This is a genomic window from Pseudomonas sp. KU43P (assembly GCF_033095865.1).
In the GTDB taxonomy this organism is placed as follows: domain Bacteria; phylum Pseudomonadota; class Gammaproteobacteria; order Pseudomonadales; family Pseudomonadaceae; genus Aquipseudomonas.
The window spans coordinates 3,310,893-3,330,604 of the sequence record NZ_AP019365.1; the positions used below are offsets into that span (position 1 = coordinate 3,310,893).

A 19,712-nucleotide genomic window follows, 5' to 3' on the forward strand; every position below is an offset into this window, starting at 1 on the left:
TCCTCGACTGGATGCAGGGTTCAGGCTTGCCACCAGCGCTCGATCACCCGCAGGCCATCCAGCTCGCCATACGGCGCGGTGAGTGGGCCATGGGCGACGCGGCTGGAACGAGCGGCCACGGAGCTGGCGAACAGCGGCACGATCGCCCCGCCATCGTCGCGGCACAGCGCCTGCATCTCGTTGTACATCTCCCGGCGCAGCGGCTCGTTCATCTCGCCGCGGGCGGCGTTGAGCAGCTGGTTGAAGCGCGGGTTGTCCCAGTGGGTCTCGTTCCACGCCGCGCCCTTGGCGTAGCCGATGCTGAACATGCGGTCGGCGGTGAGGCTGGAGTACCAGAATGAAGTGGTGAAGGGCTGCTTGTTCCAGACATTGGAGAAGAAACCGTCGGCTGGCTCGCGCACCACATCGATGTCGATACCGGCCTGGCGCGCCTGCTCCTTGAACAGCACCGACGCGTCCACTGCGCCGCTGTACGCGGCATCGGAGGCCTGCAGGCGCACCTTGAGGCTATCCATGCCGGCCTGACGCAGGTAGAAGCGCGCCTTTTCCGGGTCGTAGGCGCGTTGTTCCAGGGCTGGGTTGATGAAGCGGTTGGCCGGCTGCAGCGGGTGGTCATTGCCGATCTGGCCGTAGCCGTAGAGCACCGAGGCCAGCAAGGTTTCGCGGTTGATCGCGTGCTTGAGGGCCATGCGCACGTTGTTGTCGCGGAACTGCTGGCTGTCGCAGAGCATCGGGAAGGTGTAGTGCTGGGCGCCTTTGGTTTCCTCGATCACCAGCTTCGGGTTGCGCTTGAGCAGGGCCACGGTCTTGAGGTCGACCTTGTTGATCACATCGACCTTGCCGGTCACCAGGGCGTTGACCCGCGCCGCACCGTCGGCGATGGCGATCAGCTCGGCACTGGCGAAGTGCGCCCTGCCCGGCTTCCAGTAGTCGGGGCTGCGCTCCAGATCCATGCGCACACCCGGTTCGAAATGCTTGATGCGGTAGCCACCGGTGCCGACGCCGGCTTGCCAGTCGGCCAGGCCGTCCTTGGCAGGCATGATCACCAGGTGGTAGTCGGCCACCACGTAGGCGAAGTCGGCGTTGCCCGAGAGCAGCTCGAACACCACGGTGTCCGGAGCGCTGGCGGACACCTTGGCGACATCGCCCAGCACGGTCTTGGCGGCGGAGGTGGATTTCTCGCCCAGGTGGTGCTGGATCGAGGCGACCACGTCGTCGGCGGTGAGGGATTTGCCGTTATGGAAGGTCACGCCCTGGCGCAGGGTGAAGGTCCAGGTTTTCGCGTCCGGGCTCGACGCCCAGCGCTCGGCCAGTTCGGGGATGGCGGTGCCTTCCACGGAAATTTCGGTGAGGGTGTTGTACACCGCCGAGAAACCGATGAAGGTGAAGGTGTCTACCCAGGAGCCCGGGTCCTTGGAGTCGGTGGTACTGCCCCCGGCCAGGCCCAGGCGCAGGGTGCCGCCCGGCTTGGGCGTGGCGTCTTCGGCGTAGCTGTTGAACGGCAGGCCGAGGGAAAACGCCCCGGCGATGGCCGCGGCAGCGGCGCTGTATTTCAGGAAGTCCCGGCGCGGCAGGCCGCCTTCGGGAATGACGAGAGGACTCTTGTTGTTGTTATCGCTCATGGCATTTGCCCCTGTTGAACCGCAAGGAATTGTTGTTCGGTCAAAGCGGATTGCGTAGAAGCTGTTTACAATTTGTAATTGTTACCGTAACAAATACATTAGCGGCACGACAAGCGCTTTTCCAGGGCCCGACGGTGGGCTTTTCAACGGTGTACTATTTGCGTTTTCGCAGGGAGCCTTTACCTCCATGAGCCAATCGACCCGACTCATCACTGCTTCGTACATTCTCTCGTTCGTGGCGGCCAATGCGCCGCAGAAGCTGCGCACCGAGACCATCGCCAAGTGGGTGAAGGTGCACCCTACCCGCGTGCGCGCATTGGTGTCGCAGATGGTCAAGGCCAATATCCTGACCTCGTTCCGCGGCGCCCAGGGCGGCGTGACCTTGGCCCGTGCGCCCAAGGAGATCACCCTGCGCGAGGTGTATGACGCGGTGCAGGAAAGCTCGCTGATCGCCGAGAAGATCGACAATCCGTTTGCCGGGCTTGAAGATCACTGCAAGGTGTACGAGGTGTTCACCCGGTTGTTTGCGATGCTGGAGCAGAATATGCGGCTGGATCTGGGGGCGATTACGGCGGATCAGCTGTTCGTGGCGTTCGACACGCCGCGGGAGCACGTTGAGTCTGCGTGAGTCTGAGCCGGCCTTATCGCCGGCAAGCCGGCTCCCACAGGTACTGCACATGACTCAAGATCTGTACAAATCCCTGTAGGAGCTGGCTTGCCAGCGATGAGGCCAGTGAAGGCAACAGGTGACTCAATGCATCATGCCCAGTCTGTGGTCATGGTTCGATCTCCCTGAAATTTCCGCTGCCTAGGCTGGCCCTATCGCCGGCAAGCCAGCTCCCACATCGATCGCGTGGGCAGTGGAGTTCCCTGTAGGAGCCGGCTTGCCGGCGATAGGGCCAGCCCAGCCAACACATCACTCAAGCCCTAGTGCTTTGAAAATGCCCTGCAATAAAGAGCTTAAAACTGATTTTTTCTCCGCCTTTCCCTGCGCGTCGCCTTCCCCCGAATGCCGCTTTATTCGCAGCACCACCTTCTTACCGCACTCTTATGCCAAAAACGCTAAGCCATCAAGCTCCCCAATCCGCCTGCCCTGCATAAAAATCAAAATCGACAACTGACATTTTTGTCAGTTGTCGGCCTGCCTAGATACGATCAAATTCCTCTCATCATCAACATGGGAGCGGTGGTCATGGCCTATAGCCACGTGGAATTAAACAAATACTTCAACACAGATGAAACCATCACCGCGGATGGCGTAACCGGGCCGTTTGTATCTGCCTCCGCCACCAAGCTCAGTATCAGAGATCCCGTCCAGAGTTTTAAAACGAATGACATCCTCTTGTCGGATATCAAACTGATCGACCAGTTCGAAGAAAAAAAAGCACGCTGGGAGCAGAGCCTTGAAAAGCTGGTCAATGCCGGTGCCACGGTGGCTAATCGTGAGGCGTGGTCGAAGCTGGATGGAATCCTCTTGGCCGAAACTATAACCGGGGACTTCTTTTTTGGACGGGCCAGCTACTATCACCGGTTCAATCCTGAATATTTGTTCAAGGTAGACAAGGTAACCCTTGAGACGTTCAAGCGCGTCAAGCCGATCTACGATACGTTGAACAGATGGCGCGCTGACGAGGACTTTATCCCATTCCGCAACCTCGCCAATGTTTATGTGCTGAAAGACCTCAAAGGCTTGGAAGAAAAGAAAGACGACAACACCGACACTGAAACGACCCCGCCTCAAGAACCCGAGGTCGAGTGGATCCCTTATAAAAAAGTGGTGGCCGAAGAAAAATATGCCAATTGGTTCCGCACATTTATTATTTATGACAGCAACACGGGAACTCTTTTGCCGGGTTCGCCATTGTCGTTCCCTTTGAAAGATCACCGAGCCAAAGATAAATGGCCGACCTTTGTTCGCGAACAACTCATCGCGTCACCGCTTGGCAACTACTTGCGCCTGGGAACAGATAAAAGCGTCGACGGCGAGTTTGGCGCTGAGGACACCCTCACCTTCTGGCAAGCCAATCTTCCGGTTCAGATCCAAATGGACGGCTTTGCCAGTTACTGGTGGAAAAGTGCATTGCACACTGCCTCAGGCCAAGCCAGCAGTGTCAAAGCACTGATAGCGGCACTCGCCCCAGAGGGTGGCACAGGTATTCGTACGATCACCTTCACCTTGCGCGACAAAACCTCTAAGTCGCCGATACAGACCTGGAATCATGACCTTATCTACACGGACGCCAAAGACGATGAACTGTCGCGCATCGATAGCTTGGCGAAGAGTGTGAAGGACCATCTTTCCATCAACTTCCTATTTGCCAAGCCTGTTAAAACCGGTCAACACGTAACGAAAGAGGAAGAAAAAGCAGAGTGGCACCTGCTGTTCACGAACGTTCTCAATCTCGAACTTGATGCCCGACACACCTTGCCCATTGCGGACACCGGAAACGATCTGCTACCCCATATGACCGGTTTTGAACCCGCCGATTTGGGCGCTGGCGAGTGCTTATGGCACAGTCCTTGTTATCTACTGGCTGACCGCGATCTGAAAAAGGACGAGCAGATCCACGTCTGGGCGGTCGACCCAAATGACGGACGGCTATTAAAAACCGTCTCCTTCACCGCCACCGATAAGAATAAAGGCAAAAGCGACTGGCCAAAAGGGCTCATCAATGCAATTCAAGCCAACCAGGCGCTCGTAGAAGATTCTGTTCTTCTGCAAGCCGGGCACCTGACAGCCGAGGCCGAATTCACAGCAGCGGAGCAATCGACCACCTCCGAGTCTTTCAGCGCTTTGGACGAAATGAAAAAAACCGCCGTGGACCGCTTGTGGGCGTTCGACTCCCTTTGCCGTCTGTTTTCGAATGCCCCCTTTGTGGCCAACCAAGTGCGTACAGTAGTGCTTGCGGATACCGATTTAGCAGACGGTGATCGGGTATGCATTCAGGTTCGTCATCGTATCAGCCAGTTTCTGTATGAGAGCCATCTGTTTGTGCCTAGCAAAACTGCAAGTGACGGCAGTTACAGCAAGCAACTTAGCGAGCACCTGAACAAAAACAGCTCAATGCTGCGGGCAGGTGCACTGCAAAAAGACAACATTACAATCGCGCCAGCTGATAATAAAAATGGACTTTGGATACCTCAATCGTCCGACCTGTCCGTTCATATCGAGTTTGTAAATTGGATTAAACATGCGCCCTTTGCCGCCGATCGGGCGCTCAAGGATAAAGAGGTTTTGTGGATTGCGGTCCATGACGATCTAACGGGTGCCCCTCTCCCTGGCTCGCCATTCAAATTCAGCGCCAAAAAGGGCGAGTTGGAAAAGGACAAATGGCCCTCAGCACTGGCCAAACAGCTGGCGGCTTCCCCACTGGCTGAGTATTTGAAGCTGGAAGTTGCCGCTGAAGCTACCGGTACGGAAAAGGCGGCGAACGTGGGTTGGTGGAAGGCAGGGGTTTCGCTTCGCATCTGGATGAGCGAGCCCTTGGAAGTTGAAAAAAATACCACTTCATACTGTTCAGGCCTCAATGCCCTTCACGCGATAACCGACCAGGCAACCGTTTCCATTGAGCTCAGTGACGAACGGAGTGGGCAAAGCTGGCCTATCAGTACCTTCAAATTAAACGTAGACGCTAGTGATAAAGCAAAAAACATGGTGTCTCTGCGCGAGCGGATTGGTGAAGCGCTGATAGGCGCCGACATTCATTGGCTCGCCATCGATCAACCCGATGAAATTGAGACCTCCGACAAATCTCACGAAAACAGCGACAGCCTGAAAACCTGCGTATCCAGCGCGGCGCAAATTGGTTTACACATCCATATCAAAGAACTGAACCGTTCACAATCACCCTTTACACCATTTACACCACCGTTCGAACTGCAGAGAATCTGGTTAGACGGCCACCTGCTCGAAACGCTGGGTGCAGCCTTGAGAACCAAGCAGCCTAAAATTCTCGAGTCCGATACGTTCTCCGACCTGGCAGAAAATAATCCTGCACAACTATTCCATGGTTTTTACCTCGACGTCCGCCAAAAGCAGACCGCCTCAGAGCAAGCACCTGCCCTCCGAGAGATGCTGGAGACTCTAGAAAAAACCCCCTTGCACCGCCTACTGGACAACTCAGTCCCAGACCCTTACCAGCGATCACGCCTTCATCATGAAGTCACCTTTTACAAAAGCTATGTCAGGTTTTTTATAGACTTATTAGAATCGAAAGGAAAACTCGGTGATTTGGCATCAAAAGAGAGCGGCAACTCGACCCTAGTTAAATACCTTGACGAGCATTACACCCATCGCGTCGAAAGAGTACTTGGTCGACACAGCTGGACAACTATCGATTTCCGCAATATGCCGACCCCATTCGCCGCGAAGCCTTTGCACTGCAAACCCTCTGCTTTAGTTATCAAGCTTGAACCCGATTTCACCAATCTCGCCACGCCAGAACCAGAATATAAAGACTTTCTGATCGATCAACTTCGGTCTCTGGGGCTCGACGCCGCACCCTACCATCTCTGCTTTGCTCTCGATCCGCAGGCTATCAAGTCTGGAGTCAAAATCGTCACCTGCCACGGAGAAGGCGACTCGATTCAAGTACAATTCTATACACCCTATCGCCCCAATGAACGTATTACGCGTGCCATTATCTTGGCTGGCTTTACCTCCCCTCATTGTATATGGCAACCGTTTGGCACCTGCACGTCCTACCTACACAACCAATTGATGAGTCGCGCCGAAGACACTTTGTGCCCAGACGAAGGCGGGACCCGTGGCTCCGAGATTTTCGATTCGACCGCACAGCACCTGCGGGGGGTAAATCCAAAAACAGGCCTCTTTAGAGCCAGCTACTCCCTGGGCATATTGAGAAGCCTAAATGGGAAATGTCCTACAATTGACTTGTCGCTTCACTACTCGCCGCTGCGTGCCAATGAAAGTGCGTTGGGTGACGGATGGGCATTCCAATTCTCTTCTTACGACAACTTGCAATATGTCTTGAGCTTGCGCAACGGCATCACGGAACGCATCGAGGAGGAAGACCTCAAGAAGCTAATTAGCGATCCGCCAGGAAAGCTGGAGCGCACGGGCTATACGCTAACAGCAATAGGTACAAGCACATCCTATGAGGTCGAAGAGGAAAAACGCACGTATTACGACCTGACAACACTCACAATCCAGTACATTGACGGCACTGTGGAAACACTGGCTGCCCCCAAGACTCTGACAAACTTGAGAGCAGTCAAACGTACAAAAAAACAAACGTGACAAATGTGAAGCACTCATAAAGGCCATTGACGAAAAGTTAGCTTCCCTTACTGACAAAAGAACCCTGCAATCAGTCTTTGCCTACTTCGTGAGCCCATTCGTGGCCGTCAGAAAAATAACAAACATTTTTGGGGGTGACCCGTGGACTCAAGAAGTCCAACTCACTGAGCAGAACATGCGGAATTATCGCCACGAATTAAAATTCACCATTAAAGAAACTGAACGCGAAGCGTTAATTCTTGTACCTATAAAAACCAGCGCCCAAGGCAATGAGCTGAACCTCGATTGGGAAGGGCGCAATGGCCATGTGCGCCTGAAAACGGTGAAAGACGGAGGAACCACATTACTAAGAGCCGTCCATAATACCTGGCCAGTCCTCAAAGGCCAGTACACCAGTAACTTTACTTTTTGGCCAGATACGCCAGAGGCCTACACCATTACGCTGAATATCGAGAACTGCCTGCTCAGGGAAATGACGCGTCACGACTCAGGCAGCAGGGTGGATCAACGCGTTCAGTTTGGCTATGCACCGACCCTGCTTCATGATCATGTGCTCTGCAGCGTGAGTGAGGAAAATGGTTCTCTGGAAGTCGTTACATACGATCAACATGAGATTGATCGTTACCCGCGCGTTAAACACCATGTGGTGATCCCTGGTAGTCAGCAGCCGACACGCCAGCATACGTGGGGCTGGAGTTTCACCAGGAAAGATTACTCTTTGATCTCATCCAGTCGAGTTGAATACTCCGCGCTTGGCCCCGCCTCTGGCCAAGCACATTTCACGCAATGGAAATGGTTTAAAAACAGTGACAAGGCACACCTGCTCGAGCGCCTGATCGAGGAGGTGCCTGGCGAGCAACGTCGCACCACCGAATTCCGCTACAACAGCGAGGCCACCTCCACCGACTCGGTGCTAGCTCGCCAGCTGCGTGCCCAGCAGATTGAGCAGCGTGTCACCGTCGAAGCTCTCAACACTCCCTCCCCTACCGAGGAGTTGCAATAATGACCAGCACTGCGCAAACCAAGCCCGCTCTCCTCTCTGAGGTCACCACCACCCGCTATCGCCCAGGTGGCCTCGAGCCCATACTCTTCGTCACCGACGATGGCCTGCACACCCGTCTGTGGTATTACCATGATGACGCGCACCAGAAAAAGACCGACGACCACAGCCATCTTGTGCCGGACATTGACACGCTGATCAAAGCCTTGACCCTGGCCGACGGCACCTCGCTAGCCAAAACCGTGAAGCTTTGCTGCAAAGATGTTCCCGCTGCGAGCAAGGGCTTGCTGCCAGTGTGCGCCCAGTATCAATACTTGCTGCTGCCAGACGGCTCCCGCCAATCTCCTGTGCTGACCCTGTTCGGTTATGCCGATGGCAACAAAGATGAAAGTGGCGCCCTCCTCCCAAGTACCATTTTGACCATCGAGGGTCTCGCAGCTTTCGCCGACAGCGACTCGCTAGCCCTCGAGACACAGGTACTTGAGAAAGCAGAAAGCTGCAAAGGCCTGAGCATTACCCTGGTGCAACTGACTCTCAACCACGAGCCCAGTGCAATTAGCAGCAGCAAACGCGTCCTCACCCAGTGGTACAAGGACAACTCCGCCCGACATACCCAAAGCATTACCGAGTTGCTGATCAAAAACGATGCTGATAAATCCACGCGCAAGCTGTTGCGCAAGGCGGCTCTGGGTAGCGATGAAGCCATCGTCGCGCAACAGATCATCTCTACGCGCACCGAGCGTTTGTTACGAGAGTCACAACAAGACGAAAACGGCAAACCTATCACTTTCATCTGCCATGAGTACGACAGCCGTGGCCGGGGCCTCGTCAGCACTACCTATCCTTATGATGAGACGGTCTTCGACAGTGGCGACTTTTCGAAATCTGATTTGAAGGCGATCCATACCCAGACCCTTCAATACTGCGAAACCGGCAATGGCACGTGCTGCACTATTGCAGACAACAACAACAACAACAACAACAACAACAACAACAACAACAACAACAACAACAACCGGCATCAGCGCAATCACTACGACGGCCTTCAACGTCTCGTGCGCCGTGAGTTGCAACACACGCCCGGTAATGACCATTCCCCAGGTAACTATTGCCTGCTGGAGGAAACCTACTGGGACGCCCATGGCCAGGTCGCCAACGTAGTGGAGTACGACTACCTGCCAGGTGGCTTGCGCGTAGACAACCAAAAGCCGTTGCCAGGAAACGACAAAGACTGGTTCTTGGTTGCAAACGGCCAGGACGAGCCAATTATCGACGAACACCAAAACATCTCGGTCACCGGCTACTCAACCCTCCTGCTGCATAGCAAAGGGGCGTTGAGCACCGAACAGCGCACCCAGACCAACTGCCCTGATGGGCGTGTCATCCTCGCCAAGGAACATTGGGCGGGTGTTGCGAAACACAATGCCGTATCGTCTGTCAGGACCACTGAAACCCTCGATTCAAAAGGCCTGCGCGTCGGATTGACGGAGTACATAGCCGACAGCCTCAAACCCGAGCGTAGCTGGAGCCTGGAATGGGATGACCTGCAGCGCCATACCCGACTCACCCGGCCAGACAAGTCGGTGGTGAGCTGGGCCTACAAAGGCCTCAGCGACGTACCGGTGAGTGTAAGTGTGAAGCCCCTAAACGGGAAGGAGATCATCCTCGCCAGCGTCACGCTCGAGGGCGGTGGCAATCAGGGTGATGCCGTGTCCAGCCTACATAGAGGCAAGGGCCAGGGCCTGACCACCAAGCCTTTCGCGGGTGGCTTGATACGCCCTGACGGCAGCAAGGTCTACCACAAAATGGATGCCGACAAGCTGACATGGTACGCCCTTGCGGCTGGCCAGAAGGAAGATGAAGCGCAGGCGCTGGTTTCATTTGAATCAACCCTTCTTACCAAGGCGATCAGCAAGCGCGTCGGACAAGCCGGCAGTGACCCGATGCAGTCGGAGATCGCCAGTGAAATACTGCGCCCACTTCTGTTTGGCCAATGGCACTTCAACCGCAAAGTGCGTGGGCACGAACGACGTGCCTCGGCAACGACCTCTCTACGCGGTAATTTGGTGGGTTCATCGCACAACGGGCTTGCGATGCAAGCGTGGGAAAATGCCCAAGGCTATTGCAGCCGCTTGCGCCGCGGGCCGCTGGAATACCGTTACGACTACACGGCGCTTGGCCAGTGCGCCAGCATCACCGTACAGAACATGCGTAACGGGCACTGCCTGCGAGTGGACTACGAGTACGATGGCTTCGGGCACGAGATTGAACGCAGTTACAGGCTCGATGGCCAGGTAAAAGTTCGTTACCAGCAGAGCTGGTCGTCCTATAACCAACTCTTGAGTAAAGCGCTCTACCGTGATGACTCGGCCGCTGCCAGCCGAACCGAAACCTTCACCTACAACACCAGCGTCACCGGTGAAACCGACCAGTTGCAGAAGTGGACAGTCCAAGCTGACGCCGCAGAAGAGGTCAAAGACAGCAACGGCTTGGCCATTCTCGAGCAAACTTACGAATACGATGTGCTTGGCAACATGACCAAGTGTTCCACCGAATACGGCAATGGCGATTACATCGTGCGCACTTATGCCTACGCCGACTCCGACAACCCGACACGCCGTTCCACCATTACACGTCAATTCACACCCAAAGACGGCACGGCGGCGCCGGCAGAGAGCGTCACGCTGACCTATGACAGCAACGGCAACTTGACGACCAACGAGCAGGAACAGACGCTCGCCTACAGCGAAACCGGAAGGCTACGATCGGTGACCGCAAAAGGTAAGCAACTGCCCTTGACCTACTACGAGTACGACGAATATGACCGCCTGATCGCTCAATGCGACACTGCCAGCAAACAACGCCGTATCCTTGATTATGGTTCGGAAAGCGTGTGCGCCGAAACTTGGCTGGATGAGCGCGGCAAGGTGATCAAACAGCGGGTATTCGATAACGTCGCGGGCCTTGCCGTGGCCGTGGACAATGAGTGGCTTTTCACCCTGACCGACCCCCAGCACGGTGGGGGTGACGAACTCTGGCTTGATGATGATGGCCAATGGCAACGCCAATCGACTGTGTTCACCCCCTGGGGTGAAACGCATCTCGACAGCCTCAAGGATCATAAGGCCGGCATGGCCTATAACGGTCAGCGAGTTGACCCGATCACGGGTGGCTACCATTTGGGTGAGGGTTATCGGCTCTACGACCCAAGCCATAAAGTGTTCTACCAACCTGACGACTGGAGCCCACTGGGGGCTGGTGGGCTGAATGACCGGGCCTACTGCGCAGACGGCGATCCCGTCAACTGGCATGACCCTAGCGGTCACGCCATGATCAGCCGCGAGGCCATGGCCGCCGAGTTCGCCGAATATGACCTGAACCTTGCAAAGCTGCAACCCGAGCCACCCGAGGCCGCAGCCTGGTATGAATGGGCAATACTTATTGGCGTGGTGGCGATCTCCGCAGCGATGATCATCTCGACCGGCGGCGCGGCGGCGCCGTTGCTCGGCGTGGCGCTGCTAGCAGGTGCATCCATGACCGCCGCTGGCATGGTGCTCAGGCAAAGTAATCCAAGACTTTCGCAGATATTGGAGCCAGTCGGACAGCTGACGATGGTGCTAGCCAGCCTACCGGCGCTGGGAGCAAACATGGGCCTGGCGGCCAAAACTGTGTTGTATGGCTCAGGTGTTGCCTTCGCGGCGTTGGAGATAAGCAGAATTGCAGTGATGCGCGACAATCCGCGGCTGGCCCAAAAGTTGGGCTGGGCTGCGTTCGGGGCCGGTCTCGTCGGTGTTTTCGCTGGGAGCATTGCCAAATTGGGCAACATGCTCGCCCATGGCGCTCGACATGGGTTTCACTCCATGCGTGTTTTGCGCAGCGCGATGAAAATTCATGGAGCGTCATCGTTGTTCAGGACTTCGCGCACTCGATATTTGATCAAGAGCGGCAAAACCATGAGTGCTGTTGAAGGGGGTATCAACGTCGATATCGATGGGTTCGATCTGGGCGGTGCGATGAAGAATCAACATGTGATCTCACTGGCTCCAGACGCCATACCAGGTATCGGCGTCTTTGAAGACTTGGCCCATGTAAAAAGCACAATCACAGACAATGCCGACTTGATGCTGCCCTTCATCAAGTCGGAAATGGCAACTATTTCTACGGCACGCAGCAAGGGATTCAAGGCAGCCGCGCTCGAAAAATATGCCGCCGATTTGAAACATGTCGAAAGCGCGCATGCAGAACTCATCACACTTCGAAACGAATCAGCGAACCTAAAAACGAATTTCATTACGCATACGGACAATGAATACCGGTCGTTTCTTTCCGCGTCGAACGAATTTGATGCAATGCTATCCGGCAGCATGACAATAGAGGGCGACAACATTACAACCACCTCCCTCAAACAACTAAATACCGAGACAGTCGACCATTTTGCCGGCCAGATACTTGATTTCACCTACAAGTACGAAGGCGATGCCTTCAGCAAGAAGACAGGCGAACTTATCAACTCCATCATTCAAGCATCCAAAGTTCCGAAAAACAGCGCCGACGCCGTAAAATTCTGGAAAACAGCTGCAGAAAGCCTGGCTACCAAACTAAAAAACCGCGCTTCCGAGCTCAAGTTAAAAGTTGCAGCAGAAAGAATAAGAATCAAGGAAATCGACGCCAAAATTGGCCAAGCGCTTGACAAATATCAGAACAGCACACGTGCGCAATTACAAAAATCCAGAGGCACCTACGCAAAGGAGCTGGATAAATTTACTGCCTCGAACAGATTAACTGGCCTCGTTGCCAAACCCATTCCACATCACATTCGCCCTCACATTAGGGCTAATTTCAACGGGCATGGTTACTTGGCTGACGATGGCACCGTTCACATCGTTCGCTACGTACCTATCAAAGGCCAACCTGGTAAATACAAGGCTGTCAGGACCAGCGCCGAAAAATTCCTGGCGCTGTTAGGCGACAACATGAAACAACGAATGCGCACGAACCCGAAAACGCTGAAGAATCTCACTGACAAATCATGGGAAAGCATTTCAGATACAGAATGGCAAACACTTTCCATGAAGCGCTATGACTGCACCCGGCTGCTCGCATGCGACTTAGGACATACGGTCGAAGGCCGGTCATTCGCACAAGCGTTTGCCAACTTGACAGGCAAACCTGTCAAGGCCTCACTAAACAGGATGTTCATGTCTGTACCTGATAACGCAGCGTTGTTCAAACAGTTCAAGAACTCCGGACAGAAAACGTTCAGCGATTATTTCAAAAATTATTTCAAAAAACCTGAAAACGATTTTTTCATCAGCAAGCAAAAGGGCATGGTCGGTGATCAGCATTATTACGGCTCTGATGTCGGGATTGATTACTTCATGAAGACGTTCATGCCAATATAAGTTGCTAAACAAAGGGGGCGTACGCCCCCTTTTCCTACCCTTGATTTGCACAGTGACTGGAATCCGCAGCTCCGAGAGCTAGAGCTGAATGGCTTTGGTTTCTACGAATTCAGCCAACCCCTCCTCCCCCCACTCCCGGCCATTCCCTGATTGCTTGTACCCGCCAAACGGCGCCTGGTAATTGAACGCCCCACCATTGACGAAGCACTGCCCCGCCCGCAGCTGGCGCCCCAGCTGCAACGCCTTGTCCCGGCTCCCGGCCCACACCGCACTGGACAGCCCGAACGGCGAATCATTGGCGAGCGCAATCCCCTCGGCCTCATCGGCATAAGGAATCAGGCACAGCACGGGCCCGAAGATCTCCTCCTGGGCGATGCGCATGCGGTTGTCGACGTCAGCAAAAATCGTCGGGGGCACATAGAACCCGCGTTCGAACCCCGGCGCCGTCTCCCCGCCGCACAACAGCCGCGCGCCCTCCTCCAGGCCAACGCGAATGTATTCCTGCACCGTACGCCGCTGCCCCGTCGAGCACATCGGCCCGAGGAAGCTGCGCGGGTCTTGCGGGTCACCCATCACCAGACTGCGCGCCTCGTCCACGGCGATTTCCAGCGCCTCGGCATAACGGGATTGGGGCAACAACATGCGCGTCAGCGCCGTGCAGGTCTGCCCGGAGTTGATCATCACATCCTGCACGCCATAACGCACCGCTGCTTCAAGGTCCGCATCGGCCGTGATCAGCAGCGGCGACTTGCCGCCCAGCTCCAGGCACACCCGCTTCACCGAAGGCGCCGCCGCTTGGGAAACCCGAACACCCGCGCCGGTCGAGCCGGTGAACGAAACCATGTCCACCTGCGGATGCCGCGCCAGCGCCTCACCGACTTTCGACCCCGGCCCGCTGACCAGGTTGAACACCCCGGCCGGCAGCCCAATGGCCTCGATCATCTCGGCCAGCAAGAAGGCATGCAACGGAGTTTCCTGGCTCGGCTTGACCACCACCGTGCAACCGGCGGCCAAGGCCGGCGCCAGCTTGCCGATCAGTTGGTGCAGGGGGTAGTTCCACGGGTTGATGAAGGCACACACGCCCACCGCCTCGCGGTACACCCGTGAGTTGCCGACCTCGCGCACTTCGTCCATCAGCCCGGCCAACTCGATGTACTGTTCAAGACCGGCAATCGGCCCGTCGACCTGCACTGACCGGCACCACTGCACCGGCATGCCCAGCTCGGCGGTAATGACGCTGGCCATCTCGTCGGCACGCGCCTTGAGCTGTTCGGCCAGGTCGCGAATGAATCCGGCACGCACGGCGGATGAGGTCCGCGACCAGTCGGTAAATGCCCTGCGCGCCGCATCGACCGCCCGTTCCACATCCGCTTCGTTACCCAGCGGCACCTTGCCGGCCACCGCCTCGCTGGCCGGGTCGATCACCTCGGCCATGCCCTGCCCCGCCGGCTGCTGCCAGCCGCCATCGATGAACAAGCGGCTGTATTCACGCATTGCGCTGCGCCTCCATCAGCTCGCCGGCACACAAGGCGATGCGTCGGCACGCTTCGCGCAGCGGCGCCTCGCCGACCACCAACCCCAGACGAATATGTCCGGCAGCGCTCGGGCCGAAGGCTTCGCCCGCCAGCACCGACACACCATGCTGGTCGAGCAGGCGATTGGAGAAGTCCTGGGCGCTGAGCCCGGTCTCGCGGATATCGACCATCACGAACATCCCGCCATCGGGCTTGAGCGCCCGCACGCCTGGGCAGTCGGCGAGGCTTGCGCACACCAGATCACGGCGCTGGCGGTAGGCGTCACGCATGGCGTCCAGCTCCGGCAACTGCAGCTCCAGCGCCGCCACCGCAGCATCCTGAATGAAATCGGGCGAGCCATAGAGCATGCACAGCGCCAGGTTTTCCAGGTGCCCGGCCAGCGCCGGCGAGCCGACCACCCAGCCGATTCGCCAACCGGTCATGGCATGGGACTTGGACAGGCTGTTCAGGGTTGCCGTGCGCTCGGCCATGCCGGGCAGGCTGCCCGGGCTGATGTGCTCGCCTTCGTACAGCAGCTCGCTGTACACCTCGTCGCTGATCAGCCACAGGTCATGGGCGATGCACAGTTCGGCCAGGGCCTCCCAGGTGCTGCGCGGCAGGCTGGCGCCGGAAGGGTTGTGCGGGCTGTTCAGCGCCAGCGCGCGGGTGCGCGAGGTGATGCGTGCGGCGACATCTTCGGGTTGGACACGGAACCCATGCTCCGAACGCACCGGCACCGGCACCACCTTGGCACCGCAGGCGCCGAACACCGCTTCGTAAGTGACGTACATCGGCTCGGCGACGATCACTTCATCACCCGGCTCCAGTACGCACTGCGCCACGCAGAACAGCGCGCACTGCGCCCCGGCCAGCACCGTCACCTGGTCGGCCGCCACCGCCTGGCCACTGCGCTGCTGGTGGCGGCGGGCAATGGCCTCGCGCAGGCGGCGCTTGCCGCGCACATCGGAATAATGCGTGTGGCCGGCCTGCAGGCTGTCCACTGCCGCCTGGACGATCGGCGCCGGGGTGTCGAAATCCGGGTCGCCGACGGACAGCAGCAGCACGTCGCGGCCCTGCTCCAGCATGGCCAGGGCGCGGTAGTGGATCTCCCAGGCGGCGGCGCCGTCACCGGCGATTCGTTGGGTCAATGAGGAAAAACGCATGGCAATTATCCTGTTGTGCGGGATGGGCTCAGCGCGCGCAGACGTGCTTGAGCTCGATCAGGGTCACGCCGTTGCGGCCGAAGCCGCCGCGCAAGTCCCGTTGCAGTTCGTCGAGGCTCTGCGGCTGGGCCACGGTGCAGCCGAACGCGCGGGCCAGGCCGGCGAAGTCGGGGTTGCGCGGCAGTACGCCGATGGGCTCGATGTCCAGGTTGAGCATGTCGTCGCGGATCTGGCCGAGGGCGTCGTTGTTCCACAGCAGCACCACCAGCGGGCGGTCCAGCTCCTCGACAGCGGTGGCCAGCTCCTGTGCGGTGTAGAGGAAGCCGCCGTCGCCCACCAGCACCAGGCCCGGGCGGTCGGCACTGCCGAACATCCCGCCGATCCCTGCCGGCAGGCCGTAGCCGAGGGTGCCGTAGCCGGTCGGGTGCAACCAGCTGCGCGGCGCCCGGCTGTTGAAGACGTAGTTGCCGGTGTAGGCCAGCTGGGTCATGTCGGTGCTGATAAAGGCGTTGTCCGGCAGCTCCGCCGCGATCCGGTCGAGAATCGACTGGTGGATCGACTGCAAGGGGCCGTGGCTCGCCTTCACGGCACTGCGCAACCGGGCTACCGCCGCACGGGCCTGGGAGCCATCACGCGGCGCATCCGGCAGCTGCTCGAGCAATGCCGCCACGGTCTGCCGGGCATCACCGTGCAGGGCCACTGCGCAAGGGTAGAAGTCGTTGAACTTGCGCGGGTCGATGTCCACCCGCAGCAGCTCGCCGTTCAGGGGCAGGCGCTCGCGCCAGAAGTCGGTGTCGGCCATTTCGGTACCCACCGCCAGCACCACATCGGCCTCGGCGATCAGCTCCCAGCCAGGTTCCACGCACAAGGTAGAGCCCGCGTTAAGGGGCGAGTCCAGCGGCGCCAGGCCCTTGCCGGCGACACTGGTGAAGAACGGCGCAGCCAGGCGCGCGCTCAGTTGCTGCAGCTCGCCAGCGGCCTGCAACGCGCCCCCGCCGGCGATGATCATCGGGCGCTTCGCCGCTGCCAGTTTGGCGGCCGCCTGTTCCAGGCTTTCCAGCGTGGCCGGGCCACGACCGGGGCGGCGCACCACTTCACTGCTCCAGTCCCGCGCCACCGGCGCCGCCAGCACGTCCAGCGGCACCGAAATATGCACCGGGCGCGGGCGCTCGCTGTCGAACACGGCGTAGGCGCGGGCGATCAGCTCGGGCAGGTCTTCGGCCTTCAGGGCCACGGCCGAGAACGCAGTGATCGGCGCGGTCATGGCGCGCTGGTCCTGGGTCTCGTGCAGGCAGCCCCAGCCTTTGCCCAGGCTCGCGGTATGGTTGACGCTGGAGATCACCAGCATCGGGATCGAGTCGGCATAGGCTTGGCCGATGGCGGTGGCGGCATTGGTCACGCCGGGGCCGGTGATGATGAAACACACCCCCGGCTTGCCGCTGACCCGGGCATAACCGTCGGCCATGAAGCCGGCGCCCTGCTCATGGCGTGTCAGGACGTGGCGGATGCCACTGCCGGGCAGGCCGCGATACAGCTCCAGGGTATGTACACCGGGAATACCGAAGACGGTATCGACGCCGTAGTTGGCCAGCAGGCGCACCAGCGCCTGGCCGCCCGTGAGTGTTGGGTTAGTCATGTTCGTGTCCTTGCACCTGGCCTAGACGGATCAAGGCATCGACCGCGGTGGTGCCGTCGGCACCAACCATCAGGGGGTTCACATCCAGCTCCAGCAGCTGGCTGGCGTTCTCGCAGGCGTAGTCGGCCACCGCGCGGATGGCGGCGACCAGCGCGTCCAGGTCCGCTGCCGGCTTGCCGCGAAAACCTTGCAGCAGGGCCGCGCTGCGCAGGCCGAGCACGGCGTTGCGAATGGCGCCGTCGGTGGTCGGCAGCAGCAGGCTTTTGCTGTCCTTGAGCAGCTCGACGAGGATGCCGCCCGCGCCGATCACCAGCGCCAGGCCGAAGTCCTGCTCGCGCTTGATGCCGACGATCAGTTCGGCCAGTGGAGCGCTGGCCATGGGTTCAAGCAGCACCTGGTCGAACGCAACGTCCGGCGCGTAGGCGGCAATGCGTGCGCGCATCTGCCCCAGTGCAGCGCCGAGCGCGGCCTCGTCGCCCAGGTTCAGCGCCACGGCACCAGCCTCGGTCTTGTGCGGCAACTGCGCGCTGACCGCCTTGAGCACCAGCGGGAAGCCGACCTTGCGGGCATCGGCGAGTGCATGCTGCGGGCTGCTCAACACACCCTTCGGAATCGGCAAGCCGAAGCCGCGCAGGGCCTGTTTCGACTCCCACTCGTTGAGCAACTGGCTGTCCCCTGCCAGCGCCTGCGGGCACAACGGCACCAATGCCGACTCACCCAGTGCCAGCAAGGCCTGGCGCATCTGCGCATAGCGGGCCACCCTGCCCCAGGCCGCCAGGCCATCCTCTACCCCTTGCAGCGCCGGGACACCGGCAGCGTGCAAACGCTCGCGGGCACTGGCCGGCAGCAGCTCGGGGAAGGCCGAGGTGACGAAGCCGGTCTTGCCGTGGCGCTTGAGCGCCGCGCAGTACAGTTCCAGCAGCAGGTCGCATTCCTTGCGCTCGCCGGTGAATTCGGCGGGGTAGTCCAGTACCAGCATTGCGGCGTCGGCGTCACAGCGCAGGGCACTGTCGAGCATGCGCTGCTTGGCAGGCCCATCACCCCAGATCGCCGTGGTGAAGTCCAGCGGGTTGACCAGGTTGGCGTAGGCCGGCAGCACCTGGGCCAGTTCCTCGACCTGGGTATCGTCCAGGGCCGGCAGGCGCAGGTGGTTGCTTTCCGAGTAGTCGGCGATCAACCCGGCATCGCCACCGGAGCAGGCCAGCGCGATCAGGCTGTCGCCCTTGGGCAGGTTGCCACAGGCCGCGGCCTTGAGCGTTTCGACGAAGCTCACCGGGCCGCTGACGCGGATCACGCCCAGGCGCTCGAACAGGCTGTCGTACAGGGCATCGGAGCCGGACAGCGAGCTGGTATGGCTCAGTGCAAGCTCGGCACCGATCTGCGAAACACCGGTCTTCAGCGCGATGATCGGGATGCCCTTCTCCAGTGCCTTGTGCGCGGCGCGGGCGAAGCCCGGCACGTTCTTCAGGCCTTCCAGGTGCAGGCCGATGGCCGTGACGCGGGGCTCGTCCAGCAGCACATCCATCAGCTCGGCGATGCCCAGTTGCGCCTGGTTGCCGACCGAGGCCATGTAGGCCACCGGCAGCGAGCGGTCGCTCATCGACAGGTTGTAGGCGAAGTTGCCGCTCTGGGTCAGCACCGCCACGCCCTTTTCCACCGCCTTGCCGCCGTGGGCCACGGGCCACAGGGCGGCGCTGTGCAGGTAGTCGAGCAGGCCATAGCAGTTGGGCCCGAGCAGCGCCATGTCACCGGCGGCGGCGAGCAGTTGCTGCTGCAGGGCCTGGCCCTCGGCGCCACACTCAGCGAAGCCCGAGGCATAGCAGATCGCCCCGCCCGCCCCTTTGGCGGCGAGTTCGGCGACGCAGGTCAGGGTCAGTTCACGGTTGGTGGCGATGAACACCGCGTCCGGCGCGCAGGGCAGCTCGGCCACGCTGCGCACGCAGGGGATGCCGTCGATGCTGTCCTGCTGCGGGTTTACCAGCCACATCTGGCCCGGGTAGCCGCCGTCGGCGCAGCGCTTGAGCGCGCGGGCCATGCTGCGCCCGCCGACGAAAGCCAGGTGCCGGGGAGCCAGCAGGCGTTTGAGGTTGTCACGGATGGTTTGCGACATGGCGA

The 19,712-nt window shown here is 59.0% G+C and carries 9 protein-coding genes; 4 read left to right on the forward strand and 5 right to left on the reverse strand.

Annotation, left to right across the window (positions count from 1 at the left end; all coding sequences use genetic code 11):
- Window positions 1-20: 20 nt before the first annotated feature.
- Window positions 21-1,622 carry an ABC transporter substrate-binding protein gene (locus KU43P_RS15010; RefSeq protein ID WP_317658153.1) on the reverse strand — a complete coding sequence of 534 codons (1,602 nt, stop codon included), beginning with the start codon at window positions 1,620-1,622 and terminating at the stop codon, window positions 21-23.
- A gap of 187 nt (window positions 1,623-1,809) precedes the next feature.
- On the opposite strand from KU43P_RS15010, the gene KU43P_RS15015 reads away from it, so the two are divergent.
- The 4 genes from KU43P_RS15015 to KU43P_RS15030 all read left to right on the forward strand — a co-directional run bounded on the left by KU43P_RS15015 (window position 1,810) and on the right by KU43P_RS15030 (window position 13,284).
- Entirely contained in the window at window positions 1,810-2,250 is a 441-nt protein-coding gene (locus tag KU43P_RS15015; RefSeq protein WP_317658154.1) for an RrF2 family transcriptional regulator, read from the forward strand.
- Between the two features lie 564 nt (window positions 2,251-2,814).
- A complete protein-coding gene (locus KU43P_RS15020) occupies window positions 2,815-6,882 on the forward strand; it encodes a hypothetical protein (RefSeq protein ID WP_317658155.1) in 4,068 nt (1,355 codons plus the stop codon).
- A gap of 100 nt (window positions 6,883-6,982) precedes the next feature.
- Window positions 6,983-7,885 (forward strand): hypothetical protein, encoded by a 903-nt coding sequence (locus KU43P_RS15025; protein WP_317658156.1) that lies wholly within the window; start codon window positions 6,983-6,985, stop codon window positions 7,883-7,885.
- Window positions 7,885-13,284 (forward strand): RHS repeat domain-containing protein, encoded by a 5,400-nt coding sequence (locus KU43P_RS15030; RefSeq protein WP_317658157.1) that lies wholly within the window; start codon window positions 7,885-7,887, stop codon window positions 13,282-13,284. Before KU43P_RS15025 ends, KU43P_RS15030 begins: the two co-directional genes overlap by 1 nt.
- A gap of 78 nt (window positions 13,285-13,362) precedes the next feature.
- On the opposite strand, the gene KU43P_RS15035 is transcribed toward KU43P_RS15030, so the two are convergent.
- The 4 genes from KU43P_RS15035 to KU43P_RS15050 are packed head-to-tail and all read right to left on the reverse strand — an operon-like array spanning window position 13,363 to window position 19,707.
- On the reverse strand, window positions 13,363-14,778 hold the full coding sequence (locus tag KU43P_RS15035; RefSeq protein ID WP_317658158.1) for an aldehyde dehydrogenase family protein: 1,416 nt from the start codon (window positions 14,776-14,778) through the stop codon (window positions 13,363-13,365).
- A complete protein-coding gene (locus tag KU43P_RS15040; RefSeq protein WP_317658159.1) occupies window positions 14,771-15,961 on the reverse strand; it encodes a pyridoxal phosphate-dependent aminotransferase in 1,191 nt (396 codons plus the stop codon). The genes KU43P_RS15035 and KU43P_RS15040 overlap by 8 nt, the downstream gene beginning before the upstream one ends.
- Before the next feature lie 28 nt (window positions 15,962-15,989).
- The gene (locus tag KU43P_RS15045; RefSeq protein ID WP_317658160.1) at window positions 15,990-17,597 is read right to left on the reverse strand and encodes a 5-guanidino-2-oxopentanoate decarboxylase; all 1,608 of its coding nucleotides are present in this window, start codon (window positions 17,595-17,597) and stop codon (window positions 15,990-15,992) included.
- Window positions 17,590-19,707, reverse strand: coding sequence for an acetate--CoA ligase family protein (locus KU43P_RS15050; protein WP_317658161.1), 2,118 nt, complete (start codon window positions 19,705-19,707; stop codon window positions 17,590-17,592). The genes KU43P_RS15045 and KU43P_RS15050 overlap by 8 nt, the downstream gene beginning before the upstream one ends.
- Window positions 19,708-19,712: the final 5 nt, after the last annotated feature.